The sequence below is a fragment of the Marinobacter sp. B-21 genome, from assembly GCF_056857895.1.
Window position 1 is genome coordinate 52,604 of the sequence record NZ_JBSXNZ010000074.1, and the last position, 25,535, is coordinate 78,138.

The following is a 25,535-nucleotide window of genomic DNA, read 5'->3' on the forward strand; positions in this document are numbered from 1 at the left end:
CTTTTGCGCAGACCGGCGGAGAGGGTGCGTATTATGCACACCGCAAGTGGCGTTGAATAGTATGTGCAATGACATTTTAGCATCCGTAACTTCCCATGCATCCGGCCTGCGGAGAATGGGCCGCAGAGCACCCTGAGCCGGATTTCCGGGGCTCCGGCCTGCCGGGCTATTGGGCCTCGCGGATTTCGTAACTGTGGGTAATTGCAACACCGGCCTTTTCGAGCATGATGGATGCCGAGCAATACTTCTCGGCCGAGAGGCTGACTGCCCGCTTGACCAGGTTTTCCTTCAACTGGCTACCGGTGACCACGAAGTGCAGGTGAATCCGGGTGAAGACCGCGGGAACTGCATCGGCCCGCTCCGCTTCGAGCTCGGCATGGCAGGCCGTCACGTCCTGTCGGCTTTTGTTGAGAATGCTCATGACATCGAAGGACGAGCAGCCACCCAGCCCCATCAGCAGCATCTCCATCGGGCGGGGGCCCAGATTCTGGCCACCATGATCGGGCGGGCCATCGAGCTGAACACTGTGGCCACTGCCACTGGTAACTTTGAAACTGGCGTTGCCGGTCCAGTCGACAGTTGCTTTCATGGGGTGTTTCTCCGTTGTGATTGCAGTTGGCCGGTGTTACACGCAGCGCTGATGTCGATCCTATGAGGCCGGATGCTAGCACAACCCGCGAGAGGGAGCAGCCGGACCCGGATACATGTTGTATACTCTTTCCGGTTGCCCGCAACAGGCCTTCTTGTTATAAGTTGCGCAGTTTTGCAAGAAAAAAGAACGAACCGGCACGGAAAGCCGGGTGAATAACAAACAATGGGACCCGCCAGTATCTGAGGAGGCACGACTCGCATTATGGCCACTATCGTCAAACCGGTTGAGCAGAAAACCAAGCATCTGGATTACTTCCTGTCACAGTGCCATCGTCGGCGCTATCCAGCCAAGAGTACGATCATTTACGCCGGGGACAAGAGTGACTCCCTGTTTTACATCGTCAAAGGCTCGGTAACCGTTATCATTGAAGATGACGACGGCCGCGAGATGATCATGGCCTATCTTAACGCCGGTGATTTTTTCGGTGAGATGGGCTTGTTCGACAACATGGATTCCCGCAGTGCCTGGGTGAAGGCCAAGACCGAATGCGAAGTGGCCGAAATCAGCTATACCAAGTTCCGGGAGATTGCCCAGCAGGATCCCCGGGTACTGTACTTCATTGGCGAGCAGATGGCCTCCCGGCTGCGCCAGACCACTCGCAAGGTGGGTGACCTGGCGTTCCTGGATGTCACCGGCCGTGTGGCGAGGACATTGCTCGACCTGTGCAAGGAACCCGATGCCATGACCCATCCGGATGGCATGCAGATCAAGATCACCCGCCAGGAAATTGGTCGCATTGTTGGCTGTTCCCGGGAGATGGTCGGTCGGGTCCTGAAAACCCTCGAAGATCAGGGGCTGGTGCGGGTCAAGGGCAAGACCATGGTGGTTTACGGAACCCGCTAAGGCAAACAGCGTCTCGTGGTGATTCAGTCGACAATCGCCACGGACTTGATCTGCATCCAGACGCTCCTTCCGGCCTCCAGATCTAACTGATGCAGTGACCGGGTTGTCAGGCGTGCCAGAAAAGGCGTCTGCCCCGCCAGAAGACGAACCATCGACGTGCCCGGTGTTACCTCCCGGGCAATTTCGTCAATGACTGCCGGTACCAGATTCTGAATGCTCTGATCCGGGTGCGCCGCCAGTGCGATACTGATGTCCCGCGCCAGAACCTGCACTCGTACCGGGTTTCCTGGCGATAGCCCGTCATGCAGGCGCAGCCACAACTCACCACCATCGAATCCCGCCCGGCATAGATGCCACTCAGGTTCAACCTGCTCAACGGTTGCGTTGAGAATCACGCCGGCATCCGCTTCAAGGCCGAATGGCTGGTCGGTCCGTGCCAGGGTTTCCTGAAGCGGCCCTTCGGCGATGACCCGGCCGTTGTCCATCATCACGATGTGATCTGCAAGGCGTGCGACTTCCGCGGTTGAATGGGATACATAGATCACCGGAATGGCGAGGCTCCCCCGCAGGTTCTCAAGATAAGGCATGATCTCCTGCTTGCTGGGCTGGTCCAGCGCTGACAGGGGCTCGTCCATCAGCAGCAGCCGGGGGCTGGTCAGCAGGGCCCGGGCAATGGCGACCCGCTGGCGTTCACCGCCGGAAAGTTTTGCCGGCATCCGGTTCAGCAGAGGCGTGAGCCCGAGCCAGTTTACCGCCTGATCGAAATGGATCCGGCGCTCAGCCGGAGGAATACGCCGGTAGCCATAGTTCAGGTTGCCGCGCACAGACAGGTGGGGAAACAGGCTGGTTTCCTGGAACACATAGGCCAGTGGACGCAGGTGCGTGGGCCGGGAGCCCGAGCTGTCCTGCCAGCAGTCGCCCGCGACATTCAGGTAACCCTCTGAGGTCTGTAGCCCGGCAATGCATCGCAACAGGGTGGTCTTGCCGCAGCCGGAGTGGCCAAACAGGGCGGTGACCCCTCCGGCGGGCAAAGACAGATCCACAGACAGCTGAAAGCTCTCCAAACGGCACTGGAAGCGGGCCTGGATGGGGCTCATCGGACCACCCCGGGGTACCGCCGGTTGTTCAGGGAGTAAAGGCTGACCAGTACCACGAAGGAGAACAACAGCATGCCGGCGGACAGCCAGTGAGCCTGGGTGTACTCCAGGGCTTCCACATGGTCGAAAATGGCAACCGAGAGCACTTTGGTTTCACCGGGAATGTTGCCGCCAATCATAAGGACCACGCCAAATTCGCCAATGGTGTGGGCAAAGGTGAGCACGGCCGCCGTCAGAAAGCCCGGGCGCGCCAGCGGTATGACCACCGAGAAGAAGCGATCCCGGGGCGAGGCCCTGAGCGTGGCCGCGACTTCCAGCAGGTTGTCGTTGATGGTCAGGAAGGCATTCTGCAGTGGCTGCACGGTGAAGGGCAGCGAATAGATGACTGAAGCCACCACCAGGCCTTCGAAGGTAAACGGCAGCAGACCAATGCCCAGGCTCTCCGTCAGCTGACCAATAGCGCCGTCGGGGCCCAGCAGTATCAGCAGATAAAAGCCAAGCACCGTCGGCGGCAAAACCAGTGGCAGGGCCACAAGGGCTGCGATCGGCTGGCGCGACCAGTGACGGCTGCGGGCGAGCCACCAGGCAATGGGCGTGCCGATTATGAGCAACAAGGCGGTGGTGATGCCGGCAAGTTTCAGGGTCAGCCAGACGGCCTGCCATTCCGGGCTCATGGATGCTCCGTTCGGTGAATCGGGTGGCCGACTCAGTCTGTCGGCATGGGTTCCGTATCGTAGCCGTCTTTTTCAATAATTGCCCGGGCCTCTTTGCTCTGGAGGAACGCAAGAAAGGCGGCCGCTCCCGCATTGTCTTTGCCACGCTTGAGTAGCTGAGCCTGTTGGGTAATCGGGCTGTGGAGGGACTGAGGCACCAGCCAAACTGACCCTCCCGGCTTGTTCCATGCACGGACCTGCGCCAGCGCCACAAAGCCGGCGCCGGCGTTGCCGGTTGCCACGAACTGAAAGGTCTGTGCGATGGAGTCGCCACTGACCAGCCTGGGCCGGACGGCTTCTGACAGATTCAGGTGATCGAACACTTCCATTGCGGCTATGCCGTAGGGGGCTGTCCTGGGGTTACCAATAGCGATCCGGGGGCCAGATGCCGAGGCCAGGAACGATTCCGGGTCAGAGAAAAGATTGTCTTCCCGGCTCCAGAGCACCAGCCGCCCTCTGGCGTAGGTGAAGCGCGTGCCCGCAACGCCGTCGCCTTCACGTTCCAGGCGTTCCGGCCGGGCCTGGTCGGCAGCAAGGAAAACATCGAACGGCGCGCCGTGACGAACCTGAGCATAAAGCTTGCCGGTTGAGCCATAGCTCGCACGGACCCTGTGCCCGGTCTGTTGCTCAAACCGGGGGATCAGTTTCTCCATGGTGCCGGTAAAATTGGCCGCGACCGCGGCGGTGACCATCGCTGCCTGGCTGCCTGCGGATGCCATTGTGAGCGAGAGGGCGATCAGGCCGGCACAGAGGCCTCTGAGTAGCGGGTGTTGACCGGAGTGCACTGCAAAATATGCTGCCATACTTCCCCTGAGTTGGTTTCATTGAGCATTTCATGACGGCCACCCTCGAACAGCCGGAGTGTGACCGTTTCAACGCCTGCCTCGCGAATGGCCTGAAAGTGGTGCCGGATGCCCTGGCCCATTTCTCCGACCGGATCTTCCGTGCCCGCAAACAGATGAACCGGCAGGTCTTTGCGCCACAGCGCCGGGTTGATGGACAGCATACCCTCAACGAAATCATGCCACAGCCCCGTCGTGCATTCGAACCCGCAAAGCGGATCGGCCAGGTATTTGTCCACTTGCTCCGGGTCGCGGCTCAGCCAGTCGCAGTCCGTGCGGTTGGGGCGGAACTGTTTATTGAACTTACCGAAGGTCATCCTGGCAATGGTCGCGCTGCGATGGCGTCGGCCGCGAAACAGCCTGATCAGGCCGATCAGGAATCCTGAGGCCAGAAGCCCGGGGCGGTGAATGCGGTTGGTGGCGCTGAGGATCAGGGTGTCCACTGCGTCGCCATGGCGCTGGACGCAACTCTGGGCGATGAACGAGCCCATGCTGTGGCCGAACAGGATCAGGGGCTTGCCCGGATATTGGTCCCGGGCAAAGCGGATTATCTGGTGCAGGTCTTCGACGACTTTGGGCCAGCCATTCTGATCGCTGTAATGACCCAGCTGCTCAGGTGTGCAGGTTGGGCCGTGGCCGCGGTGATCAAAGCTAACAACGGCGATGCCGTGATGGCACAGCCACTCGGCGAAACCGGCATATCGGCCGGCATGCTCCGCCATACCGTGGGAGATAACCAGGACTGCCCGGGGATGGCCAGGGGAAAACACAGTGCCGGAAACAATGTGGCCGTCAGCTGCGTTCAGCTTTAGTGGGAGTTTGTTCATCGTGCCTTCCCGGGTCCTTGTTATTCCTGTACGTTGCCGGGCGTTGCCACTCCGGCGGTTTCCATAAATGCTGGAGGTGAGACAATAATCTGCCTGGCTGTGCCATGTCGCGGAACAGGTCCACGTATTCGTGAGTCCAGAGCACAATCAGGTTAGTGGAATGCACCGGTCGGGTAATGCCGTACTCCGGGGCTCTCCGTTCATCCAGTGCCAGTTTGCCTTAACGGTTACCAGCGTAAATTTTCTCCAGTGTCTGGAGTTGAGGTTGCCACTGGTCCAGCCAGGCTTTGATGTCTTTCGGAATACGCCCCGGTTTGGGCCAGGGCACCGGGTATTCCGGGGGCTGGAACAGGGGTGCAAACAGCGCTGCGGCGGTCAGATCGGCCCGGGAAAAACGGTCGCCGACCAGAAACGCCTGTTGGCTGTATATGCCGGCCAGTTCGTTGAGCAGACCCTCCATGACCTGCCGGGACTTCCCAGCGGTTTTCTCGTTGATCTTCATCCATTGGCGCATGACTTCGTCAACCCGGCTGAAGGTCAGGCTCAGCAGTATCCGGTTATAGAACGGTGTACCGGCGGCCAGCATGGGCACAACGATTTTCGGGCGCTGGAGAAAGTGGTGGTAGGAGTAACAGCGAATGGCGGGCCCGGCCTCTTCATCCAGCCGATGCTCCCAGGCCAGCGCCTGCTTCCGCAATTCCGGATCATCCGGCGTTAGCGACCGTTCAGGAAAGGTCTCATCGAGATAGTCCAGAATCCGGGCCGAGCCCTGAACGATCTGCCCATCGTGGTCGAGCACCGGAACTGACGACGCCTTGCCCGTCAGTGTTCGTACGGTTTTTATATGCTGGCCGGGCAGCAGGTTGACGGTTTCATAGTTGAGCCCTTTAAAATCGAGGGCCCAGCGGATTTTCTCGCAGTAATGGGAAATGGCAAATTGGTAGAGTTTCAGCGCCATGGGTTGTCTCCTGAATCCGGCCCTTTAGCATAATGTCGGCGGCGCCGTATAAGAAGCCCTGCCTCGCGATTCCTTGGCGTTGGCCTTCGCGACCGTTGGGTTTTAAACTGTGCGTCTGTATTCATGTCTTCAAGGGAACTGACCATGTACTCAGGACGAGTTTTGATGCTGTCTGTCGTCACTGCCTCCGGACTTGCCGCCACTGCCTGCTCTTCCTTGCCCGAAGGCAGTAAGCGTGCTTCCGGGGTTTACTCGTGCGGGCAGCTCGAGATCGGGGTATCCGGCACTGAGGATAGCAAGCTGATCAGCGTAGACTATCTCGATCGGCGCATTTTGCTGAAGCCAGCGGAGAGTGCATCCGGTGCTCTGTATGTTGCTCCGGGAGATGAAACGACCCGTTTCTGGAACAAGGGTGAGAGAGCAACCCTGACCATACAGGGGCAGACCTATCCCGAATGTCTGCCTCCGGGTGGCCTGGAGATGCCTTTCGAGGCCAGGGGCAACGAACCTTTCTGGCATGTGACGATTGAGGGTCAGGAGCTTTTGCTGACGAGGCCCTACGAAGAGGAAAGGACCCGACGCATTCCGGTGGCGCTGCAGACCGCCAACCGGCACGGCCGGGAATTTGTTGCAACGCTGGATGATCTGTCAATTACTCTGACCGTTGCCCAGCAGCTCTGTGAGGACAGCATGTCGGGCGCCCAGTATCCGGCGCAGGTGCGCCTCGCCGTCAATGGCGGGGAGTTCAGTGGCTGTGGTGGCGATCCGCAACGCCTGTTCAGAGGTGCTGAATGGGTCGTGGAGAATCTCGCGGGCAGCGGAATCATTGATCGTTCGCAAATCACGATCGAGTTTCTTGAGGATAACCGGATTGCCGGCCGGTCCTCGTGTAACCGCTACACAGGCAGCTACAAGCTTGGCGGTGAAGGGATTGCCTTCGGACCGATGGCGATAACCCGGATGGCGTGTGCGCCCGTTCTGATGCGACAGGAGGATCGTTTTCTCAATCTGCTGGGGAGAGTCGCCTCAGCGAAAATCGGGCGAAAAGGGGAGTTGCGTCTGTCCACGCCGGAAGGCGATACGATTCGGGCTTTTCACTCCGGCCATGTAAGCCCGTAGCGGGCCATAATCTGCTCTATCCGCCCGGATTTCTTCAGGGCTCGTGTCCCTTCTGAAAGAAGGTCACTGAGCTCTTCTGAGTCCTGGTTCCCCGGAGAGAACGCGATGTAGATCGGGGCTTGGTGTATCACATCAGTCATCCGCAGGGCTATAGGGTTCCCCTGCTGCTGCAGTGCCAACTCCATGACCTCGCGGTCTTCCGGGAAAACATCCGAACGGTGTTTGTCCAGTAATTCGATTGCCCGGCTGAGGGGAGCCGGTCCGGACAGTATCCAGACCTTTCCGGGATCATCCTGATGTTCTGCAATGTAGGCATCAAGCTCGGGTGAATAGGAATAGCCGTTGATGGCCAGCAGGGTCAGATCGCTGAGAGAGTCTGTGCCTCTGTAATTCCAGGCGTTATCCGGATGGGTATACAGGGCCGTCGCCGTGTGGCCGGTAGCCTCCTCCGGGAAGACAAAATCCGGTACATCGCCGTGTAAGGCCCCGACAACACCATCAATGTACCCGTCACGGGCCTGCTGAATCGCCCGGGCCCAGCTCATATTGACGTACTCGACATCGACTCCGGCCAGCGCAAAGACTTCCCTGGCGATATCAACCATGTAACCCTCACGGTCTGAGCCGGCTTCACAGTTGTGGGGGCACCACGGATCTGCGCCAATAATGATCTTCTGGCGGGGTTGCGTTGCGCGGGCCGCCGGGGAAGTTTCACTCGCCTTTGCAGCCACTTCCGGAACCAGTGTTGATGGGTCCTCTGACTGTGAGCAGGCGACCAGGATGAGCGTAAAACACAGAACCAGGGCTCTTGACATGGTTGGAAAGCCGGTGTGCCGAAGGGGGTCGGCTTTACCTTGATCATAGACCCTGGCAGCGGTTTTGTAACCCTGCGGCGGCGTTCAGGCTGCGCTTTTACTCCGGTCTTCTGAGGCCGGGGTCGGTACCAGTGCAAGGGCGAGGTCTTTCATGTGCAGGGTGCCTACATGCTCCTGGTCCCGCATTACCCGGTAATTCAGAGACATATCGCCGCCGGATTTCAGGAGCACCGACTCCAGATTATCTTTCTCCGAGATGTCGCCAGCATAGGTGGCTTCACGGGAATCTGGCGGGCCCATCACTGAACGTACCCTGAGAACCCGTGCCCGGTTAATATCACTGATGAAGTCGACAATATACGGATCGCCCGGGTTGATCAGTATCTCCTGTGGATCACCTTGCTGGACGATTTCACCGTCCTTGAGAATTACCAGGTGGTCGGCCAGTTTCAGGGCTTCATCCAGATCGTGGGTGATGAACACGATGGTTTTTTTCAGCTCTTCCTGCAGTGCCAGCAGCAGGTCCTGCATGTCTGAACGGATCAGTGGGTCCAGCGCTGAAAAAGCTTCGTCCATCAGCATGATCGGTGCGTCGGAAACCAGCGCCCGGGCAATGCCCACGCGCTGTTGCATGCCGCCAGACAACTGGTGCGGATACTGGTATTCGTTACCTTCAAGGCCAACCCGGGCCAGCCATTTCCTGGCATCGGCTTCGAAGTCCGATGTGGTGTAGCCGCGGATATCCTTGGCCATCCCCGCGTTCTCCAGAACGGTCTTGTGGGGAAGCAGGGCGAATTTCTGGAATACCATGGACATGCGCTCCCGTCGGAGCTGACGAAGCTGTTCTTCGCTAAAGTTCATGATGTCCTCACCGTCGACCCGGATCTCGCCAGCGGTTGGATCAATCAGGCGGTTCAGGTGCCGGATCAGAGTCGATTTCCCGGAACCCGAGAGCCCCATGATCACGGTGATTTCGCCATCGTGCATATCCACATTGATGTCCCTCAGGCCAAGAACGTGTTTCTGCTGCTCCAGCAGATCGGCCTTGTTCATGCCCTGGCGAACATACTCAAGCGCCACATCCGGAGTGGGGCCGAAGATCTTGAACAGGTTTCTTATCGAAATCTTGATGTCTTTTGCCATGGGTCTTTCCTCACTGCTTCTGCGAAACGTTGATACGTGCCAGTGATGCCTTGGTTACCCGGTCGAGAATGACCGCCAGGATCACGATGCCCAGGCCGGATACCAGACCAACGCCCAGTTCCAGATTACGTATGCCACGCAGAACCAGCACCCCAAGCCCGGGCGCGGACACCAGGGAGGCGATAACAACCATGGCAAGGCTCATCATGATGGTCTGGTTCACACCCGCCATGATGTTGGGCAGGGCCAGCGGAATCTGGACCTTGTAGAGCTTTTGTCGGGGCGTCATGCCGAAGGCGTCGGCAGCTTCAATGACGTCCTTATCAACCAGCCGTATACCGAGATTGGTCAGCCGGATCACGGGAACGATGGCGTAGAGGATGATCGCGATGCCGTAGAGTTTTGATTCGGTGACACTGAACAGGAAAATCAGTGGGATCAGGTACACGAATGGCGGCAGCGTCTGCAGCATGTCCAGCACCGGTATGATCAGTCGCTGGAGTGTATTGCTTCGGGCCATGGCAATGCCGACCGGCACCCCGAGCAGCACACAGAGAAAAGCGCTGACAAGAATAATCGCCAGGGTTTGCATGGCGTAGTCGTAATGATCAATAAACGCCAGAAGCACGATGCTGCCCCCGACAAAAAGCATCAACTTCCAGGATTTGGTCACCACATAAACAACCGCCAGCAACAGTGGAATAATAATCCACCAGGGCGTGCTGAGCATGGCGTAAAGCGCGCCATCGAGGAACCAGCTGAGTGGCTGGGTCAGTGGGTCGAGCACCAGGCTTAGGCTGTCCTTCACCGCCAGAAAACCCTGCTCAAGCCCCTTGGTCAGTTCCCGGGATTGGGGGAAGGCGGAACAGGACTCGTTCAGTGCATCCATGGATGGGAACGGCAGTTCCCAAAGCGATGTTGGTTCGGCGCTTTCTCCCCTGGTTTTGTTCAGCAAATCGGCCATCGACATGGGGCCGTTGTTTGTGCCTTCCGAGCACCATTTTTTTAGGCCTAATGATGAAAACAGGGAATCGTAGGTTGCCATGGGCGGTCAGTCTCTCCTGCGCGCGTCTGAAATCAGATCGGTTCTCGGGAAACTGCCCGGGACATGTCAGGGAAGATGTCCCGGGCGGGGCAGGTTGATCAGTTGTTGAGAATCTTAGCCAGCCGTTGTCTGGCCGAGTCGTTCAGCCAGGTTGACCATTCGTCACTGTTGTTGCTGAGATAATACACAGCAGCCTCCTCACCAGAGGCATTGTTGGCGTCCATCCATGCCAGAACCGAGCTCATGGTGGAGGTTTTGAACGTCAGCTTGCTGAGCATCTCGGCAACGTCCGGTTCACGCTCTTTGAAATCCTTGGTTACCGACGTCAGGACGGTCGCTGCCGGGAATTCGGAAACGCCCGGATTTTTCGCATTGGCGGTCTGGTTTTTCGTGTGCACTTCGGGCTTGTATTCGCCCAGCTCAACCCGGGTCATGTCGTACTTGCCCAGAGGCACGGTCGGCCCCCAATAGTAGCCGAACCAGGGCTCTTTCTTCTGTACGGCCGACGCCATGGAAGACGCCAGAGTTTCACCAGAACCGTGGTTAAAGACTTTGATGCCGGACCCTTTCAGGTCCAGCGCCCGAATCAGGTTATCGCTGACAACCCGGCAGCCCCAGCCGTCCGGACAGTTGTTGAATGTGCCTCCCACCAGTTCCGGATTGGCCATCACGCCTTCGATGGTGGTGAGTTCGGGGTTCTTTTCCGCGAGGTAGGTCGGAATCCACCAGCCTTCAATGCCGCCTGGATCCAGCACCTTGCCGAGCCGCTCTACCTTGCCCTGTTCTTCCAGGCGCAGGTAGGCTTCGCCCGCCGAGTTCAGCCACAGCTCGGTAACAATGTCCGGTTCGCCATTTTCGGCAACCGAGGTCACCGCGGGCACGGTGTCGGATGGAACAATAGTCACGTCGCAGCCGTAACCCTGCTCCATAATGAATTTGGCCACGTTGGTAACGACCGTATTGGAAGCCCAGCTCATCTCGGTGATGGATACCTCGCCGCAATCGGCCTGGGCCATGGCGGGTATTGAAAGCGCGCAAAGTATTGCAGCAGACGTAAGCTTTCGCATAGTCACTTCTCCTTTTTCAGGGTTTGTGATTCTTTGAGGGTGTTGTCGGTGCTATTTCCGATACAGGTTCCGATATAAGGGGGCCGCGATCCGCAAGGATCGGGAAAACAGCAGTTTTATTGTCGTTGTTATGGTCGAACAAATCAGTGAGTCTCGGTTAATACGTAAATATAAGGATAACGAACCTCAGCTCAGTTACAAGGGCGTATTCTGAATCCGTCTTTACCGGAGACATGTTCTGCCTCCCGGCGGACCGTCAACAAGTTGTAGCAATCATTTGTGGGATTACTTCTACAAATAGGTGAACCGTGAAAATGCCGGCGTTTTCCTGCCACGAAAACTGGTTGCCGGCCCGGGAAGAGGAGTCCATGCTGAGAGAGGCCGCCATCATGCACTGGTATCGGGATTCTCAATAGCATGCACTGGATTCTGTTGCGGGGTCTGACACGGGAGCGGGCGCACTGGGGAGGCTTTCCGGCCCGCCTGCAGGAAACGTTTCCGGACCACCACTTTCACACCGTCGATCTGCCTGGTACGGGTGTGCACTATCGGGATCCCAGTCCGGCCTCCGTGGCCGGTATTCGTGAGAAAGTGCGTGAGCAGGTAAGTCATATTCCCAAGCCATTCAGTCTGCTGGCGCTCTCCATGGGAGGGATGGTTGCTCTGGACTGGGCCCAGAACGTCTCCGAAGGTGAAATTCAGAATCTGATCCTGATCAACACCAGTTCCGGCTTCAGCCCGACGTGGCAACGGATGCGTCCAGGGGCCTGGCTCCGGATTCTAAGGTTGTTGGGCCGCAAGGAACTGTTTGACCGGGAGCGGGACATCCTCAGGCTTACCTGCAATCATGAGGTTCCGTTGTCCCTGGCGAAACAGTGGTATAGCATCCAGCGCCAGCGCCCGGTCAGCACCCGCAATGCCGTGAACCAGCTGGCTGCGGCTGCGCGGTACCTGCCGGGGCAGAAGCGCCCCCTGCCGGATGCCCTGTTGCTGGCCAGCCGTGGTGACCGCATTGTTCACTGGCGTTGCAGTGCTGCCCTGGAAGAACGCTGGCAATGGACATTGAAACTGCACCCCGATGCCGGCCATGACCTGCCACTGGATGAGCCGGAGTGGATCATCCGGCAGGTTCGCAACTGGTTGTACCGATAGCATTGGTTGCTTGACGCAACTCTTCTTTCCGGTCAGTCTTTCGCTTTTGACCTTTTACACCGCCAGACATCATCAGGAACGGAGCCGATAACAATGAAAATCTTCGAGACCAAGACCGCCCCCAATCCCCGCCGCGTGCGTATGTTCATGGCCGAAAAAGGCCTGCTCGACAAGGCGGAATTCATCGAGATCGACCTGCAGAAGGGTGAAAACCTGACACCCGAATATGTCGCCCGCAATCCCATGAAAAAAGTGCCGGTGATGGAGCTGGACGATGGCACCTGCATTGCCGAAACCATGGCGATCTGCCGCTACTTCGAAGAGAGCTATCCGGATACGCCCAGCCTGCTGGGCGACACCCCGCTGGAAAAGGCGCAGCTTGAGCAGTGGCTGCGCTGGATCGAATATTACTTTTTCATGCCCACCGCCATGTGTTTCCAGCACACCACCGGCTACTTCAAGGACCGGATGAACCCGGTCAAGGAATGGGGCGAGGAATGCGGCAGGAGCGTGGAGAAGTTCATGCATTTTCTGGATAAGCACCTGGCGGACAAGGAATACATCTGCCTTGGCCGGTTCACGGCTGCGGATATCAACGCCTTCACCGCCCTCGCCTTTGCCCGGGTGGTGAACATTCGTATCAAGCCGGAGCAGGCCAACCTCCAGGCCTGGTATGACCGCATCAAGGCGCGTCCTTCTGCCCAGGCCTGAGCCCCCGGCTTCACAGGGCTCACTGTCGGCGTGCCGAAGCGCTGGTGAAGCACGCCCAACATGGTCACCCGATAAACCGTACAAAGTTCAGGAAGGATAATGACAGGCCAGGATTCACGTCTTCAATGCGCGCTTAAAGCCATCGACCAGGCAAACCAGGCGGACCCGAACCGGGAGCAGTTTGGCGATGAGCGTCTGCCCAAGGAATATGCCTACAGCCTGCACATGACGCGCTGGCTGTTCGAGCTGGAGGCCGAACCCTCCGAGCGCATGCAGATCGCCTGCCGGGCCCAGCACATCGAGCGCTGGACGATGCCCCGCAAGGACTACCCGGAGGGCCGCAAGGCCTACTATCAATGGCGCCAGGCCTGCGGCCGGATGCATGGCCGGCGGGCGGCGGAGGTTATGGCGGACTGCGGCTACCCTGCGGATGAATGCGAGCGGGTGGAGACGATTCTCACCAAGCGCGAACTCCGGCAGGATGAGGATACCCAGCTGCTGGAGGATGTTGCCTGCATGGTTTTCCTCGAACGTTACTTCGCGGATTTCTACGAGGAGAAAGCAGAGTACGACCGAGAGAAGTGGTTACGCATCGTGCGCCGGACCTGGGGCAAGATGTCGCCCCGGGGGCATGAGGCGGCGCTGAAGCTGGCTGAGGGAATGCCTGCCCATCTTCTGGAACTCTTGCAGGAGGCATTGGCGAAGCCTGGGTAATAATGCCTTTTGCATATTTTGGTGCACAGGCCAGCGGGTACGACCTGCCAAAATACGCTGTGAATACGTCCCTGTACGCTCGGCTCCGCCATCCATGGCTCCGCACGATTTTGGCAGGTCGTACCCACTGGCCTGTTCAGGCTTGAGAGTTAGCCTTCTGGAAAAAACAGCTCTCGCAACTTCTGACCAGGCTCTTCAGCCCGCATAAACGATTCGCCGACCAAAAAGCCATAAATGCCTCGTGAGGTCATGGCGCCCACGTCATTTCTGGTCATAATGCCGCTTTCGGTGATGGTCAGCCGGTCCTGAGAGATCCGTTCGTGCAGATCGAAGGTGGTGTCCAGAGACACGTCGAAGGTGTGCAGGTTGCGGTTGTTGATGCCGACCAGGGGTGTTTTCAGGGTCAGCGCATCGTCCAGTTCCTCGCCGTCGTGCACTTCCACCAGCACGTCCAGACCGATGTCGTGGGCGATGCCTTCCAGTTCCTGCATCTGGTCTTTGGTCAGGCAGGCGGCGATCAGCAGGATGCAGTCCGCGCCGATGGCCCGGCTTTCGTAGACCTGGTAGGGCGCGACCATGAAGTCCTTTCGGATCACCGGCAGGCTGCAGGCGTTGCGGGCGGCAACCAAGTAGCCCTCGTGGCCCTGGAAGAAGTCTTTGTCGGTGAGCACGGACAGACAGGCGGCGCCGCCTTTTTCGTAGCTTTCGGCAATGACTTCCGGTTCGAACGGGTCACGGAGGATGCCTTTGCTGGGGGAGGCTTTCTTGATTTCGGCGATGACCGCAGGGGTTCTGGATTCAATTCGCGTGCGCAGGGCGTTTGCGAAGCCCCTTGCAGCCGGCTGGTCTCCAGCCATGGCCTTCAGGTCATCGATGCTGACCTTAGGCTTGCGCTCATCAATTTCTTCCCATTTGCGATCCACAATATTCAGAAGAATCGTGGGTGTCTTGTCCAAATGTCTGTCAGTCATCTCATGCCTGCGGAATTGGGTGCTGGAGCCGGTGCTGGGGGCCTTTCCAAAACACGCCCGCAAGTACGTCCCTGTAGGGCTTGGCGGTAGCCATCCATGGCTACCGACAGTTTTGGAAAGGCCCCCAGCACCGGCTCGTCAAACTTGGTCAGATCCTTTCGGAATTTCTGGCCCTCAAAAACACTGGGAAAAATCAGCCAGCTCCGACATCTTGCCGGCGGCCAGCCCAGAGCCCATGGCGTCGAGGGCCATATCGACGCCTTCTTTAGTTGTACTTGCCAGGCCTGCGACATAGATGGCCGCACCGGCATTCAGGGCAATGAGGTCCCGTGCTTTTTCGGCCATTTCATCATGACCACGTCCGAAAGCGGCCTTGATTAGCTTCAGGGAATCTTCGGCCGTGTCGACCGTCAAACCTACCAGAGACTGGCTCTTGATGCCCAGGTCCTCCGGGGTGGTGTCGTATTCGGTGATCTCGCCGTTTTTCAGTTCCGCCACGTGGGTGGCGCTCGCCAGACTGATTTCGTCCAGGCCATCCTTTGAGTGAACAACCATGATGTGCTCGGCGCCGAGTCGTTGCAGAACTTCAGCCATGGGACGGCACAACTCTTTGGTGAACACGCCGATCAGCTGGCGTTTAACGCCTGCCGGGTTGGTCATCGGGCCGAGGATGTTGAAGATGGTGCGACAGCCCAGCTCCTTACGGGGACCGATGGCGTATTTCATGGCGCCGTGATGGGCCGGGGCGAACATGAAGCCGACGCCGATCTGCTCCACACAGCGGGCCACTTCCTCGGGGTTCATGCTGAGGTTGATACCCACTTTTTCCAGCAGGTCCGCGCTGCCACTTTTCGAGGATACGGCACGGTTACCGTGCTTGGCCACGAAGCCACCAGCGGCCGCCACCACGAAGGATGCGGCAGAGGAGACATTGAACAGGTTGGCGCCATCGCCGCCGGTGCCGACGATGTCCACCAGCGGCTCGGCGTCCACGGTGACCCTGGTGGCCAGCTCGCGCATCACCTCGGTCGCGCCGGTGATTTCATCGATGGTTTCGCTTTTCAGGCGCAAACCCATGAGAAACGCACCGATCTGGGCGTCCGTCGCTTCGCCGTTCATGACGATGCGCATCACGTCCTTCATTTCCTCCCGGGACAGGTCCAGGTTGGAGGCAATGCGGTTGAGAGCTTCTTTCATGTCCATGTGTCGGCCTCTTAGTGTGTTCTCAGAAAGTTGCGCAGCAGTTCGTGACCCTGTTCCGTCATAATAGACTCCGGGTGGAACTGCACGCCCTCGATCGGCAACGTCTTGTGGCGCACCCCCATGATTTCCTCGATGGAGCCGTCGTCGTTGCGGGTCCAGGCGGTCACTTCCAGGCAGTCGGGCAGGGTGGTCTTGTCGATCACCAGGCTGTGGTAACGGGTCGCCTGCAGTGGGTTGCTCAGGCCACGGAACACGCCGGTATCCTTGTGGAACACCGGGGAGACCTTGCCATGCATCACGCGCCCGGCGCGGATAATGTCGCCGCCATAGACCTGGCCAATGGCCTGGTGGCCCAGGCAGATGCCCAGGATCGGCAGCTTGCCGGCAAAGTGCCGGATGGCGTCCATGGAGAGGCCCGCCTCGTTGGGCGTGCAGGGGCCCGGGGAAATCACCAGGCGCTCCGGGTTCAGGGCCTCGATTTCCTCAACGGTGATTTCATCGTTGCGGTGCACCTGAACGTCCGCGCCCAGTTCCGCCAGATACTGCACTACGTTGTAGGTGAAGGAATCGTAGTTATCGATCATCAGCAACATAATCCGTTCCTCCGCCTCAGTGGTCGAAATCGTTGTAGGTCATGGCCACCGCGCGGAAGATCGCACGGCCCTTGTTCATGGTTTCCTTCCACTCAAGACGGGGCACCGAATCGGCCACCACGCCGGCACCGGCCTGGATGTGCAGGGTGTTGTCCTTGATCACGGCGGTACGGATGGCAATCGCCGTATCCATGTTGCCGTTGAAGGACAGGTAACCCACGGCACCGCCGTAAACGCCCCGTTTGACCGGTTCCAGCTCGTCGATGATCTCCATGGCCCGGATTTTGGGTGCGCCGCTGAGAGTGCCGGCGGGCAGGGTGGCCCGTAGCACGTCCAGGCAACTGGTGTTGTCCTTCAGTCGGCCGGTCACGTTGGAGACAATGTGCATGACGTGGGAATAGCGTTCGACAATCATCTTGTCGGTCAGCCGAACGGTGCCGGTTTCCGAGACCCGGCCGGCGTCATTGCGGCCCAGGTCAATCAGCATCAGGTGCTCGGCGATTTCTTTCGGGTCGGCCAGCAGTTCGGCTTCCAGCGCCTTGTCTTCGGCATCGGTGGCGCCGCGCTTGCGGGTGCCGGCGATGGGGCGCACGGTGACTTCCTCGTCTTCCACCCGGGCCAGGATCTCCGGGGATGAGCCGACTATATGAAAGTCTCCCAGATCCAGGAAGTACATGTACGGTGATGGATTCAGCACCCGCAGGGACCGGTACAGGTTCAGGGGTGGCGCCTCGAACGGGATCGACATGCGCTGGGAGATGACGGTCTGCATGACATCGCCGTCGAGCACGTAGCCCTTGATCTTGTCCACGGCGGCTTCGAATCTCTCCCGGCTGAAGCCGGAGATGAAGTCGCTCTCGTCCACGGTCTTGCCGCGCAGGTGTTCCGGGGTGCGGGGGGCATCGGCGGTCTGCCGGTGCAGGCGGTTTTCCAGTTCATCAATGCGGGCCTGGGCCTGGGTAAAGGCCCCGTCAACAGCCGGATCGGCGTGGACAATCAGGTGCAGCTTGCCGCGCAGGTTGTCGAATACCACGATTTCGTTGGACACCATCAGCAGGATGTCCGGCGTACCGATTTGATCGGGCGGACAGCTCTTGCGCAGGCGCTTTTCGATATAGCGCACGGTGTCATAGCCGAAGTAGCCCACCAGGCCGCCGTTAAACCGGGGCAGCTCGTCCAGATCCGGAGCGTGAAAGCGCCTCTGGTAGGCTTCCACGAAGGCCAGCGGATCGTCCACCTCTTTGGCTTCGACAATCTCGCCGCCGCGGCTGATCTCGACCCGGTGGTCAAACACCTTCAGCACCTCATGGCTGGGCAAGCCGATGATGGAGTAACGGCCCCATTTCTCGCCGCCCTGGACGGACTCGAACAGGTAGGAACAGGGCCCGCTGGCGAGTTTGAGATAAGTGCTCAGAGGCGTGTCGAGGTCGGCCAGAACCTCGCGGTACACGGGGATGCGGTTAAAGCCGGCGTCGGCGAGCTCGGCGAATTGATCGGGTGTCATGGTGCGGTTTCCTGAAATCGGATTTGCATCTTTACAAAAGCTCGGCGAGCGAATCAACAACCGCGTCGGCACCCAGGGTGTCTACGGCGGGCCCGAAGTTGTATCCGTAGCGGACCGCCACGCAGGGTATGCCGGCGGCCAGCGCCGCGTTCACATCGGCGGCGGAGTCACCCACCATCACCGTGGTGCCGCGGGTTCCGCCCAGGGCGTCCATGGCGTGAAGCAGGGGCGCCGGGTCCGGTTTCTTTACCGGCAGGGTGTCACCGCCAATGCTCAGTTCAAACCAGTGATCCAGCCCCATCTGTTCCAGCAAAGGCGCCACAAACTGTTCCGGTTTGTTGGTCACCACACCCAGGCGGCAGCCCTGGTTCCTGAGGTGGGTCAGGCAGGCTTCGACGCCTGCGTAGACCACGGAATACTGACCATTGATGGTGCCGTAGGCGTGATAAAAAATCGCCAGGGCATCTTTGAACAGGGCGTCGTCTTTGGGGCATGCCGGCTGCCAGTCTATCTGCCCGGCCAGCGCCCGGCGTACCAGTACGCTCGCGCCGTTGCCCACCCACTGCCGCACCCGGTCAATACCGGCCGGTGAACGGCCCAGGTGCTCCAGCATCTGATCGACAGCCGCCGCCAGATCCGGCGCGCTGTCCACCAGCGTACCGTCCAGATCAAACAGGGCAACGCCAGGCCAGCGCGGACTGAACAGCCCCGCAAGACTCATTGATTGATCACCTTGCGGGCCTGCTCCAGCTCTTCGCGCATGGCGTCGATGGTCGCCCGATAGTCGCCGGTGTTGAAAATGGCCGATCCGGCCACGAAGGTGTCGGCGCCGGCCTCGGCGATTTCCCGGATATTGTCGGTTTTGACGCCCCCGTCGATTTCCAGCCGGATATTGTAGTTGGTGGCATCGATACGCTTGCGGGCTTCCCGCAGCTTGTCGAGGGTGCCGGGAATGAATTTCTGGCCTCCGAAACCGGGGTTCACCGACATCAGCAGTACCATATCCAGCTTGTCCATCACGTAGTCCATGTAGTGCAGGGGCGTGGCGGGGTTAAACACCAGGCCGGCCTGGCAGCCGCCATCGCGGATCAGCTGCAATGAACGGTCAATGTGATTGGTCGCTTCCGGATGAAAGGTGATGTAACTGGCACCGGCGTCAATGAACATGCGGATCAGATCGTCCACCGGTGACACCATCAGGTGCACGTCAATGGGGGCGGTCACCCCGTGCTTTCGCAGCGCCTCACAGACCGTGGGGCCAATCGTGAGGTTGGGTACGTAGTGATTGTCCATCACATCGAAGTGAACGATATCGGCGCCGGCAGCCAGCACGTTATCGACCTCCTCGCCCAGACGGGCAAAATCGGCGGACAGGATGGATGGGGCAATCAGGTAAGGGTTCATGACGGCTCTCTCAAAACAATTGATAATGGCGTAGTCAGCGGTCCCTGCCGCACATTCAAAGTGAATGCTAGTCTAACAGCTCAGTCGCGTTTTTTCGCAGTCAAAGGATCAGGATCTGTGCTCAGAGTCGAGAATTGCCGGCCCCGGTTGTGGTGGTTTGTTGTGATTGCCGTGATCGTAACCGTTGTGTCACCCGCACTTGCCCAGGGTCAAGACCCGCGGACGAACGCCAAGCCAGAGCAGGCGGGCTCAGGCGCCGGTTCCGCCAGTCGGTCCCTGGTCTGGACGGGCATCGGCGAGCGGGGGCTGAGTCAGGCATTTCCCGAGGCTGCCGTCTGGCTGGAGCTTGAAGAGGGCGTGCGCGCGTTGGGGCTGTTTTACCCCGAGACCAGGCTGCCGGCGCAGGGTGCCCTGGTGGTTCTGGCTGATGAAGGTGAAACTGCCGCATCCGGATTGGCGGGAGCGGTGGCCAGGGCATTGGCTGCGAGAGGGTGGGCGGTGCTGACGCTTGGCCTGGAAGCCCCGTCTCCTGCCTTGCAAAGAATGCTGGCGGGACCAGTTGTGAGTGCCCCGGGACCGGAGGCGAATGATGAAGCGCCCACCGAGTCGGTGATGATTGACGTGATGGCACCGGAAAATGCGGATGATCTGGAGGCCCGCTACCGCAACCGGATCAGCCAGGCCCTGGAGGCAGGACTGGCGGAGCTGGTAGAGCGGGGCTACGAGGCGCCGGCACTTATGGGTATTGGCCGGGCGAGCATTCATGTGACCAACCGAATCCTGGAGGGGGCGAGCGTCTCGGCCCTGGTCTGGGTCGCGCCCCAATTTTATCCCTCTGACCGCGCGGACTTGCCGGAGCGCCTCACTTCGCTCGGCACGGCATTGCTGGACCTTCATCCGGCAGGCTCAGGCGGTGGTGAGCCGGGCTGGAGTACCGGTGAGAAGCTGCTTCGGGCAGGGGCTGACGGCTACCAGCGGCAACCGATTCCCGGGTTCGGCCCGCCGTCGGCGGCATTTGGCGATACTATCGCCAGCCGCGTTGCGGCCTGGCTGGAATCCCGGTGAAATCATGGTCGGCTGGCGGCGTGGTGCCGTTTTATCAGTTCCCAGGCCTGCTGATAATTCAGCAGCCGTTCCTTGGCCAGATTTTTTTCGCTGGTACTGACTTGCTGCTGCGCCAGCTTATCCGGATGGCATTCGGACACTTTTTTGCGGTAGGCCCGTTTGATCACCTTCAGTGAATCCCGCCGGGTGACCCCCAGCAGTTCGCACGCCTGCTGGTAACTAATTGGCTTGGATTGGCTTTCTGTGTGTCGAGCCCAGACCTTGCTGGCGTAGCTGTCAAAAATGTCGTCGCTGACACCCACGGGCAGACCAATCTGGTCGATGGCATCCTCGCAGCGGTAGCGCCGCAGTTTACCGGGGCGGCCGCTGAGCTGGCTGGCGTGACACAGGCAGATGGCGGTTTTCAGTGCCGGTGCCGGCCAGAGGCGTCGGGACAGCCTCAGGGCAAGCCCCCGGATAACGGGTAGCTGCCCGGCGGCCTTGCCCTGCTGAAACCAGTTGATGGCGCGCCGGCGCTGGCGAGCCGACAGTCTCATGGCTTTGATCAGCGATTCGGCGTAGCCAATGTCGGCTTCGGTGACCCGCCCTTCCGCCCTGGCAATGTAGCCCAGGAAAAAGAACAGCGGGCGCCGGCACCACCGGGGTAAGCGGGCCCGCTCGATCAGGGTGGTTGCCTGATGGCCGCACGCTGAGAGTTCCCGCATCAGGCTGGAAAATTCGGCTTCCATTCGGGCCGGCAGCACGGGTTGTTTGTCACCGCTTGCCATGGTTTCCGGGCTCCCCGCTGTGAAGTTGCCGGTCCAGCGCTCTCAGTCGTTCCGGAGTTCCCACATCCACCCATTGGCCCGGATGGTAGAGGCCCTTCACGTGGCCTTCGCCCATGGCTTTGCGCAGGACCGGCCCCAGCTTGCCGGCCTGATCCGTCAGGCCCTCAAACAGGCGGCGGTGCAACAGGCTGATGCCGGTGAAGGTCAACCTGTCAGGGCCGGATTCGGCCAATACACCCTGTGACGTCAGGCAAAAGTCGCCCCCCGGATGGTGTGGCGGATTGTCGGTGACCACCAGCAGTGCGTCTGACTGCTCGGGTGGTTTGAGTTTCGTCAGTTCGAAGTCGCTCCAGATATCGCCATTAATTACCACAAACCAGTCGGATTCGCCCGCAGTGACCAGGGGAAGTGCGCGGACGATGCCTCCGGCGGTTTCAAGGGGCTCACCCTCCCGGGAGTAACGCAGGCACAGGCCAAACTGCTCGCCAGTGCCCAGGGTTTCTTCAATCTGGTCGCCCAGCCAGGCGTGATTGATGATCACCTCGCGGAATCCCGCCCGGCGCAGGTGTTCAAGGTGGTGAACAATCAGCGGTTTACCTCCGGCGTAAAGCAGGGGTTTGGGGGTGGACAGCGTCAGCGGCCGCATGCGTTCACCTTTGCCAGCGGCGAGAATCATGGCTTTCACTGAGGTGAATGCTCCTGTTCCGGGCCGACACTGGCCTCGATGAGGGGCATTACCCGGTCGCTGAGCCATTCGTGAAAATGGCGCAGCGCCGGCTGGCGGCTGCTGGCCACAATCAGGTACTGCACCGTGCGGGGAATGTCCTTGAGGTAGGCGTGCTTGCCATCCCGGATGGACAGCCGTGCGAATATCCCGGCTGCCTTCAGGTGGCGCTGCATGCCCATCAGTTCAAACCACTGGCGGAACGTTTCCGGGTCTGCCCGGTGTAGCCCGGCTTCAAGGCTGTTTTGGCGAAATACCTCCAGCCAGTCGCAGATGCGATCTTCCGGCCACTGGATATAGCAATCCTTGAGCAGTGAGACCACATCGTAGGTCACCGGTCCGGTCACCGCATCCTGAAAGTCGATGACGCCGGGGCGGGCCTGGCCCGGGCGCACCAGCAGGTTGCGGGAGTGATAGTCCCGGTGGACGGTAACTTCCGGCTGAGCCAGCGCACTTTCACGGAGCATGGAAAATGTGGTGTCCAGCAGGGCTTTGTCGCTGTTTTCGAGAGTTATGCCCAACTGCTGCTCCAGCAACCAGTCCGGGAACAGGGCCATTTCCCGCTCAAGCAGCGTGACATCGTAGGGTGGCAGCGGATAGTTGGCAGGCGAGGTCTGCCGGGCAATCAGGATCAGCTCATCCATCGCATTCCGGTAGAGCCGGTCGGCAGAGTCATTGTTCAGTTGCCCGAGCATCAGCTGGTCGCCAAAATCCTCCAGCAGCGCAAAGCCCTGTTTCAGATCGGCCTGCACGAGGTCCGGAACCGCCACGCCGTGCCGGTGCCAGTGTCGGGCAATGGCGACAAAGGGCACGCAATCCTCGTGTTCCGGCGGCGCATCCATCACGATAAAAGGCGTGTGCTCATCCTGGCCCACGCGCCGCCAGACCCGGAAATAGCGGCGAAAACTGGCGTCGCCGGAAACCGGTTCGGGTTTGCTCTGTTCAAGTCCTGGAAACTGTCTGACCCAGTCGGTCAGCAACTGCTGGCGGGTGTCCATGGCTCGGGTTGCGATCCTTGTAAATTAAGTTGTCGCTGACAGCAAAAGTTAGCAGACGAGTATAAAGAGGGTAAAACGGTTTTGCAGCGGAGTTTCCGTTAACAACCCCGGAGGGCGCGTGTAAACTAGCCCGCTGTATAGGTTGCCCGTCCCCACATTCACCCGGAACAGGATTCAGCTACTGTGCCATGTCCAGAACGCCCTCTGCAGAGGCCGGAAAACCGGCAGCAGCACCGGTATGGCCTATTGCTGGTGGCTGGCACGCTGGGGCTCGGATGGGCCACTGGCCATGCTGAAACGGCCCCCTCGGCGGCGGAGATTGACTGGCGGCCCAGGGCCGAGCTGCCGGAAAAGACCCGGTTGGCATTGCCCGCGTTCTGTGACGGCGGCTACCTGCCATCCGGCAATGGTGAAGGCGCAGGCGGTGCATTTGCCGGAGGCGTTGACGCGGAACAGCCTCTGGAAGCCAGTGGCCTGAATGCCCGCTACGAGATAGACCAGGAACTCTTTCTCCAGGGCGATGTCCGCATTCGACAGGGCCAGTTCCAGGTAACGGGTACGGAAGCAAGATACCGCCAGGCCGAGGGGGCGGTGTCGGTTCTGGGGCCTCTGGTAAGCCGGGGCAGCGACTTCCTGCTGACCGGTAACAGCGCGAATTACAACGTCGAGACCGGACGCCTCGACGTCAATACCGCCACTTTTCTGCTCCATGGGCCGGAAATGCGTGGCCGGGCCGGCAGTCTGTCACGGCTCAGCGAGCAACAGGTCGTGATGGAAGACGGGTTACTGACCACCTGTGGTCCGGGGCAGAACGACTGGGCCATTGTCGCCTCGGATATCAGGCTGAATCGGGCGGAGGGTTTTGGCACTGCCCGGCACGTTCGCCTCGAAGTTCTGGATGTGCCGGTTTTCTATTGGCCCTGGGCCAGTTTTTCTATTGATGACCGCCGGAAATCCGGTTTTCTGTATCCCCAGTTCGGTTCTTCCACGGCCGGTAGCGGAGGTTTTCTCGCGCTACCTTATTATCTGAATCTTGCGCCCCATTATGACGCCACGCTCACGCCTCAGTACATGACTGGCCGGGGCCTGTTCAACGAGGCCGAGGGCCGCTATCTCAGTTCGCTGGGCGAGACGACGCTGCAATTGGGCTACATTGGCAGCGATTCGGAGTTTGCGGCCGAGAATCCCGGCGAATCCGGTGAGCGCTGGGCTCTGGATGCCACCACGAGGGCGGTGTTCGGCGGTGGCTGGTCTGGCTACGGTGATTTTTCCGCAGTGAGTGACCAGGACTATTTCAGCGACCTGAACCGTAACCTGGAGATTGACCAGGCAACCCACCTGCAAAGAAAGGGGGGGGTCACCTACCGGAGTGACCAGCAGTATTTTGAGGCCTACCTTAACGATTACCAGACCATCAGTGAAAGTATCGCCAATGCGGATAAGCCCTATGCCCAGTTGCCTGAAATAATTTACGCGGGACAGGCGGGCGTGGGTATCCTGGAAGCAAATCTTGAGAGTCAGTACACCGTTTTTTACCGTGATAACGAAGGACTGACTGGTCTGGACCAGGCCAACGGTCAGCGGTTCCGTGCCCGGCCGGAACTGGCTATGCCAGTGCGGGCGTTATGGGGCTTCAGCCGCCCCTCGGTGAGCGTGGATTACACCCGCTATGATCTTGACGATTACGATCTCGGTGATGGCGCGTTTGATCGCACGGTGCCGGTTGCCGAGTGGGATAATGGGCTTTATTTCGACCGTCAGGGCAGTCTGTTTGATGTGCCCTACAACCAGACCCTTGAGCCCCGGCTGTACTACGTATGGGCCGATGCGAACGCGGATCAGAATGACATTCCTGACTTTGACACCGACCTCCAGACCTTCCGGTTCGACCAGCTGTTTCAGCCGGATCGCTTTACCGGCGGTGATCGGGTAGGTGACGCCAACCAGTTGACCGTGGCCCTGACCAGCCGTTTCAATGACCTGCTAACCGGTGCCGAGCGGGCCAGGTTCAGTATCGGCCAGGTGCAGTATTTTGACGACCGTAAGGTAACCCTGTTTGGTGAGGGGGGCGGAACCCGGAGCCGCTCTCCGTTGGCGGGTGAGGTGGTGCTCAACCCGCTTGATACCCTGGAGATCCGGTCATCTGGTCTGTGGGATCCCGACACCGGTAATACCGAGGAAGGCCGAAGTCAGCTGATTTTCCATTCCAGTGATTACCGCTACCTCGCCAGTCTGGGGCACACTTACAGTCGGGGCGAGATTGAACAGGCAGACATTGCGACGGTTTTCCCGGTGACGGACCGTGTTAGTCTGATCGGCCGCTGGGTCTATGATTCGGATCTTAATCGGACCGTGGGGTCCCTGGCCGGCCTTGAATACAACAACTGCTGCTGGAGCATTCAGGTGGTTCACCAGAATTACCTGACTGCCGACCGGGAGCTTCAGGGGCGCATACTGTTTCAGATTCAGATGAAAGGACTGGGTGGCAGTGGTGGTGCCTCGGCCAGGGTTGCCGAGGCGATTTACGGGTTTGACGAAAGGGAGCGTCGCCGTTACGGAACTCCCTGATCAGGAACGGGACTAAGCCCCGGTCAGGGAGTTCGGTAAC

The 25,535-nt window shown here is 59.5% G+C and carries 26 protein-coding genes; 7 read left to right on the forward strand and 19 right to left on the reverse strand.

Features of this window, described 5'->3' with window-relative positions; all coding sequences use genetic code 11:
- Nucleotides 1-166: 166 nt before the first annotated feature.
- Nucleotides 167-589, reverse strand: a complete 423-nt coding sequence (locus AC13C0_RS11315) for an OsmC family protein (protein ID WP_117618619.1) — start codon at nt 587-589, stop codon at nt 167-169.
- Nucleotides 590-853: 264 nt separating this feature from the next.
- On the opposite strand from AC13C0_RS11315, the gene crp reads away from it, so the two are divergent.
- Nucleotides 854-1,495: a cAMP-activated global transcriptional regulator CRP gene (gene crp / locus AC13C0_RS11320; protein WP_007153756.1), complete on the forward strand. Its 642-nt coding sequence runs from the start codon at nt 854-856 to the stop codon at nt 1,493-1,495.
- Nucleotides 1,496-1,518: 23 nt separating this feature from the next.
- Here the strand turns inward: crp and modC are convergent, their stop codons facing one another.
- The 5 genes from modC to AC13C0_RS11345 form a co-directional block, all read right to left on the reverse strand.
- Nucleotides 1,519-2,592 (reverse strand): molybdenum ABC transporter ATP-binding protein, encoded by a 1,074-nt coding sequence (modC, locus tag AC13C0_RS11325; protein ID WP_341580774.1) that lies wholly within the window; start codon nt 2,590-2,592, stop codon nt 1,519-1,521.
- On the reverse strand, nt 2,589-3,266 hold the full coding sequence (gene modB / locus AC13C0_RS11330; protein WP_117618617.1) for a molybdate ABC transporter permease subunit: 678 nt from the start codon (nt 3,264-3,266) through the stop codon (nt 2,589-2,591). Before modB ends, modC begins: the two co-directional genes overlap by 4 nt.
- 32 nt (nt 3,267-3,298) lie before the next feature.
- Nucleotides 3,299-4,108 carry a molybdate ABC transporter substrate-binding protein gene (gene modA, locus AC13C0_RS11335; protein WP_117618616.1) on the reverse strand — a complete coding sequence of 270 codons (810 nt, stop codon included), beginning with the start codon at nt 4,106-4,108 and terminating at the stop codon, nt 3,299-3,301.
- Complete coding sequence (locus AC13C0_RS11340; RefSeq protein ID WP_117618615.1) at nt 4,042-4,974, reverse strand: alpha/beta hydrolase; 933 nt, start codon at nt 4,972-4,974, stop codon at nt 4,042-4,044. Before AC13C0_RS11340 ends, modA begins: the two co-directional genes overlap by 67 nt.
- A 220-nt stretch (nt 4,975-5,194) precedes the next feature.
- Nucleotides 5,195-5,932 (reverse strand): glutathione S-transferase family protein, encoded by a 738-nt coding sequence (locus AC13C0_RS11345; protein ID WP_117618614.1) that lies wholly within the window; start codon nt 5,930-5,932, stop codon nt 5,195-5,197.
- 144 nt (nt 5,933-6,076) lie between these two features.
- Between AC13C0_RS11345 and AC13C0_RS11350 the strand changes: the two genes are divergently transcribed.
- Nucleotides 6,077-7,051, forward strand: coding sequence for an META domain-containing protein (locus tag AC13C0_RS11350; protein ID WP_227539258.1), 975 nt, complete (start codon nt 6,077-6,079; stop codon nt 7,049-7,051).
- On the opposite strand, the gene AC13C0_RS11355 is transcribed toward AC13C0_RS11350, so the two are convergent.
- The 4 genes from AC13C0_RS11355 to AC13C0_RS11370 all read right to left on the reverse strand — a co-directional run bounded on the left by AC13C0_RS11355 (nt 7,027) and on the right by AC13C0_RS11370 (nt 11,121).
- Nucleotides 7,027-7,866: a substrate-binding periplasmic protein gene (locus AC13C0_RS11355; RefSeq protein ID WP_117618612.1), complete on the reverse strand. Its 840-nt coding sequence runs from the start codon at nt 7,864-7,866 to the stop codon at nt 7,027-7,029. The two genes, AC13C0_RS11350 and AC13C0_RS11355, sit on opposite strands and share 25 nt — an antisense overlap.
- 84 nt (nt 7,867-7,950) lie before the next feature.
- Entirely contained in the window at nt 7,951-9,009 is a 1,059-nt protein-coding gene (locus AC13C0_RS11360; RefSeq protein ID WP_117618611.1) for a quaternary amine ABC transporter ATP-binding protein, read from the reverse strand.
- A gap of 10 nt (nt 9,010-9,019) precedes the next feature.
- Nucleotides 9,020-10,054: an ABC transporter permease gene (locus tag AC13C0_RS11365; protein ID WP_117618610.1), complete on the reverse strand. Its 1,035-nt coding sequence runs from the start codon at nt 10,052-10,054 to the stop codon at nt 9,020-9,022.
- 98 nt (nt 10,055-10,152) lie between these two features.
- The gene (locus AC13C0_RS11370) at nt 10,153-11,121 is read right to left on the reverse strand and encodes an ABC transporter substrate-binding protein (protein WP_117618609.1); all 969 of its coding nucleotides are present in this window, start codon (nt 11,119-11,121) and stop codon (nt 10,153-10,155) included.
- 417 nt (nt 11,122-11,538) lie between these two features.
- On the opposite strand from AC13C0_RS11370, the gene AC13C0_RS11375 reads away from it, so the two are divergent.
- The 3 genes from AC13C0_RS11375 (at nt 11,539) to AC13C0_RS11385 (ending at nt 13,698) form a co-directional block, all read left to right on the forward strand.
- The gene (locus tag AC13C0_RS11375; protein ID WP_117618608.1) at nt 11,539-12,273 is read left to right on the forward strand and encodes an alpha/beta fold hydrolase; all 735 of its coding nucleotides are present in this window, start codon (nt 11,539-11,541) and stop codon (nt 12,271-12,273) included.
- Nucleotides 12,274-12,366: 93 nt separating this feature from the next.
- Nucleotides 12,367-12,984, forward strand: a complete 618-nt coding sequence (locus tag AC13C0_RS11380) for a glutathione S-transferase family protein (protein WP_117618607.1) — start codon at nt 12,367-12,369, stop codon at nt 12,982-12,984.
- Nucleotides 12,985-13,083: 99 nt separating this feature from the next.
- Nucleotides 13,084-13,698 carry a DUF4202 domain-containing protein gene (locus tag AC13C0_RS11385; RefSeq protein WP_482954393.1) on the forward strand — a complete coding sequence of 205 codons (615 nt, stop codon included), beginning with the start codon at nt 13,084-13,086 and terminating at the stop codon, nt 13,696-13,698.
- Nucleotides 13,699-13,847: 149 nt separating this feature from the next.
- Here AC13C0_RS11385 and trpC read toward each other — a convergent pair whose 3' ends face one another.
- From trpC to rpe, 6 genes are all read right to left on the reverse strand, one after another.
- Entirely contained in the window at nt 13,848-14,669 is an 822-nt protein-coding gene (gene trpC, locus AC13C0_RS11390; protein WP_482954394.1) for an indole-3-glycerol phosphate synthase TrpC, read from the reverse strand.
- Between the two features lie 174 nt (nt 14,670-14,843).
- A complete protein-coding gene (trpD, locus tag AC13C0_RS11395) occupies nt 14,844-15,872 on the reverse strand; it encodes an anthranilate phosphoribosyltransferase (RefSeq protein ID WP_117618604.1) in 1,029 nt (342 codons plus the stop codon).
- A gap of 11 nt (nt 15,873-15,883) precedes the next feature.
- Entirely contained in the window at nt 15,884-16,465 is a 582-nt protein-coding gene (locus AC13C0_RS11400) for an aminodeoxychorismate/anthranilate synthase component II (RefSeq protein WP_117618603.1), read from the reverse strand.
- 16 nt (nt 16,466-16,481) lie between these two features.
- Nucleotides 16,482-17,969, reverse strand: coding sequence for an anthranilate synthase component I (gene trpE, locus AC13C0_RS11405; RefSeq protein WP_117618602.1), 1,488 nt, complete (start codon nt 17,967-17,969; stop codon nt 16,482-16,484).
- 31 nt (nt 17,970-18,000) lie between these two features.
- Nucleotides 18,001-18,690 (reverse strand): phosphoglycolate phosphatase, encoded by a 690-nt coding sequence (locus tag AC13C0_RS11410; protein ID WP_117618601.1) that lies wholly within the window; start codon nt 18,688-18,690, stop codon nt 18,001-18,003.
- Entirely contained in the window at nt 18,687-19,373 is a 687-nt protein-coding gene (gene rpe, locus AC13C0_RS11415) for a ribulose-phosphate 3-epimerase (RefSeq protein ID WP_117618600.1), read from the reverse strand. The genes AC13C0_RS11410 and rpe overlap by 4 nt, the downstream gene beginning before the upstream one ends.
- A 117-nt stretch (nt 19,374-19,490) precedes the next feature.
- Here rpe and AC13C0_RS11420 point away from each other — a divergent pair, with 117 nt between their 5' ends.
- Complete coding sequence (locus tag AC13C0_RS11420) at nt 19,491-20,438, forward strand: DUF3530 family protein (protein ID WP_117618599.1); 948 nt, start codon at nt 19,491-19,493, stop codon at nt 20,436-20,438.
- A gap of 2 nt (nt 20,439-20,440) precedes the next feature.
- Here the strand turns inward: AC13C0_RS11420 and AC13C0_RS11425 are convergent, their stop codons facing one another.
- From AC13C0_RS11425 to AC13C0_RS11435, 3 genes are read right to left on the reverse strand one after another with little or no spacing between them, the layout of a single operon-like run.
- A complete protein-coding gene (locus AC13C0_RS11425) occupies nt 20,441-21,205 on the reverse strand; it encodes a DnaJ domain-containing protein (protein WP_482954395.1) in 765 nt (254 codons plus the stop codon).
- Nucleotides 21,192-21,890: an N-acetylmuramate alpha-1-phosphate uridylyltransferase MurU gene (gene murU, locus AC13C0_RS11430; RefSeq protein WP_482954396.1), complete on the reverse strand. Its 699-nt coding sequence runs from the start codon at nt 21,888-21,890 to the stop codon at nt 21,192-21,194. Before murU ends, AC13C0_RS11425 begins: the two co-directional genes overlap by 14 nt.
- Nucleotides 21,887-22,927 (reverse strand): aminoglycoside phosphotransferase family protein, encoded by a 1,041-nt coding sequence (locus AC13C0_RS11435; protein WP_482954397.1) that lies wholly within the window; start codon nt 22,925-22,927, stop codon nt 21,887-21,889. Before AC13C0_RS11435 ends, murU begins: the two co-directional genes overlap by 4 nt.
- A 246-nt stretch (nt 22,928-23,173) precedes the next feature.
- Here AC13C0_RS11435 and AC13C0_RS11440 point away from each other — a divergent pair, with 246 nt between their 5' ends.
- A complete protein-coding gene (locus AC13C0_RS11440) occupies nt 23,174-25,495 on the forward strand; it encodes an LPS-assembly protein LptD (protein ID WP_482954411.1) in 2,322 nt (773 codons plus the stop codon).
- Nucleotides 25,496-25,535: the final 40 nt, after the last annotated feature.

Coding starts and splice junctions, on each gene's coding strand:
- AC13C0_RS11315 (WP_117618619.1), bottom strand. CDS start 589: ATGAAAGCAACTGTCGACTGGACCGGCAACGCCAGTTTCAAAGTTACC.
- crp (WP_007153756.1), top strand. CDS start 854: ATGGCCACTATCGTCAAACCGGTTGAGCAGAAAACCAAGCATCTGGAT.
- modC (WP_341580774.1), bottom strand. CDS start 2,592: ATGAGCCCCATCCAGGCCCGCTTCCAGTGCCGTTTGGAGAGCTTTCAG.
- modB (WP_117618617.1), bottom strand. CDS start 3,266: ATGAGCCCGGAATGGCAGGCCGTCTGGCTGACCCTGAAACTTGCCGGC.
- modA (WP_117618616.1), bottom strand. CDS start 4,108: ATGGCAGCATATTTTGCAGTGCACTCCGGTCAACACCCGCTACTCAGA.
- AC13C0_RS11340 (WP_117618615.1), bottom strand. CDS start 4,974: ATGAACAAACTCCCACTAAAGCTGAACGCAGCTGACGGCCACATTGTT.
- AC13C0_RS11345 (WP_117618614.1), bottom strand. CDS start 5,932: ATGGCGCTGAAACTCTACCAATTTGCCATTTCCCATTACTGCGAGAAA.
- AC13C0_RS11350 (WP_227539258.1), top strand. CDS start 6,077: ATGTACTCAGGACGAGTTTTGATGCTGTCTGTCGTCACTGCCTCCGGA.
- AC13C0_RS11355 (WP_117618612.1), bottom strand. CDS start 7,866: ATGTCAAGAGCCCTGGTTCTGTGTTTTACGCTCATCCTGGTCGCCTGC.
- AC13C0_RS11360 (WP_117618611.1), bottom strand. CDS start 9,009: ATGGCAAAAGACATCAAGATTTCGATAAGAAACCTGTTCAAGATCTTC.
- AC13C0_RS11365 (WP_117618610.1), bottom strand. CDS start 10,054: ATGGCAACCTACGATTCCCTGTTTTCATCATTAGGCCTAAAAAAATGG.
- AC13C0_RS11370 (WP_117618609.1), bottom strand. CDS start 11,121: ATGCGAAAGCTTACGTCTGCTGCAATACTTTGCGCGCTTTCAATACCC.
- AC13C0_RS11375 (WP_117618608.1), top strand. CDS start 11,539: ATGCACTGGATTCTGTTGCGGGGTCTGACACGGGAGCGGGCGCACTGG.
- AC13C0_RS11380 (WP_117618607.1), top strand. CDS start 12,367: ATGAAAATCTTCGAGACCAAGACCGCCCCCAATCCCCGCCGCGTGCGT.
- AC13C0_RS11385 (WP_482954393.1), top strand. CDS start 13,084: ATGACAGGCCAGGATTCACGTCTTCAATGCGCGCTTAAAGCCATCGAC.
- trpC (WP_482954394.1), bottom strand. CDS start 14,669: ATGACTGACAGACATTTGGACAAGACACCCACGATTCTTCTGAATATT.
- trpD (WP_117618604.1), bottom strand. CDS start 15,872: ATGGACATGAAAGAAGCTCTCAACCGCATTGCCTCCAACCTGGACCTG.
- AC13C0_RS11400 (WP_117618603.1), bottom strand. CDS start 16,465: ATGTTGCTGATGATCGATAACTACGATTCCTTCACCTACAACGTAGTG.
- trpE (WP_117618602.1), bottom strand. CDS start 17,969: ATGACACCCGATCAATTCGCCGAGCTCGCCGACGCCGGCTTTAACCGC.
- AC13C0_RS11410 (WP_117618601.1), bottom strand. CDS start 18,690: ATGAGTCTTGCGGGGCTGTTCAGTCCGCGCTGGCCTGGCGTTGCCCTG.
- rpe (WP_117618600.1), bottom strand. CDS start 19,373: ATGAACCCTTACCTGATTGCCCCATCCATCCTGTCCGCCGATTTTGCC.
- AC13C0_RS11425 (WP_482954395.1), bottom strand. CDS start 21,205: ATGGCAAGCGGTGACAAACAACCCGTGCTGCCGGCCCGAATGGAAGCC.
- AC13C0_RS11435 (WP_482954397.1), bottom strand. CDS start 22,927: ATGGACACCCGCCAGCAGTTGCTGACCGACTGGGTCAGACAGTTTCCA.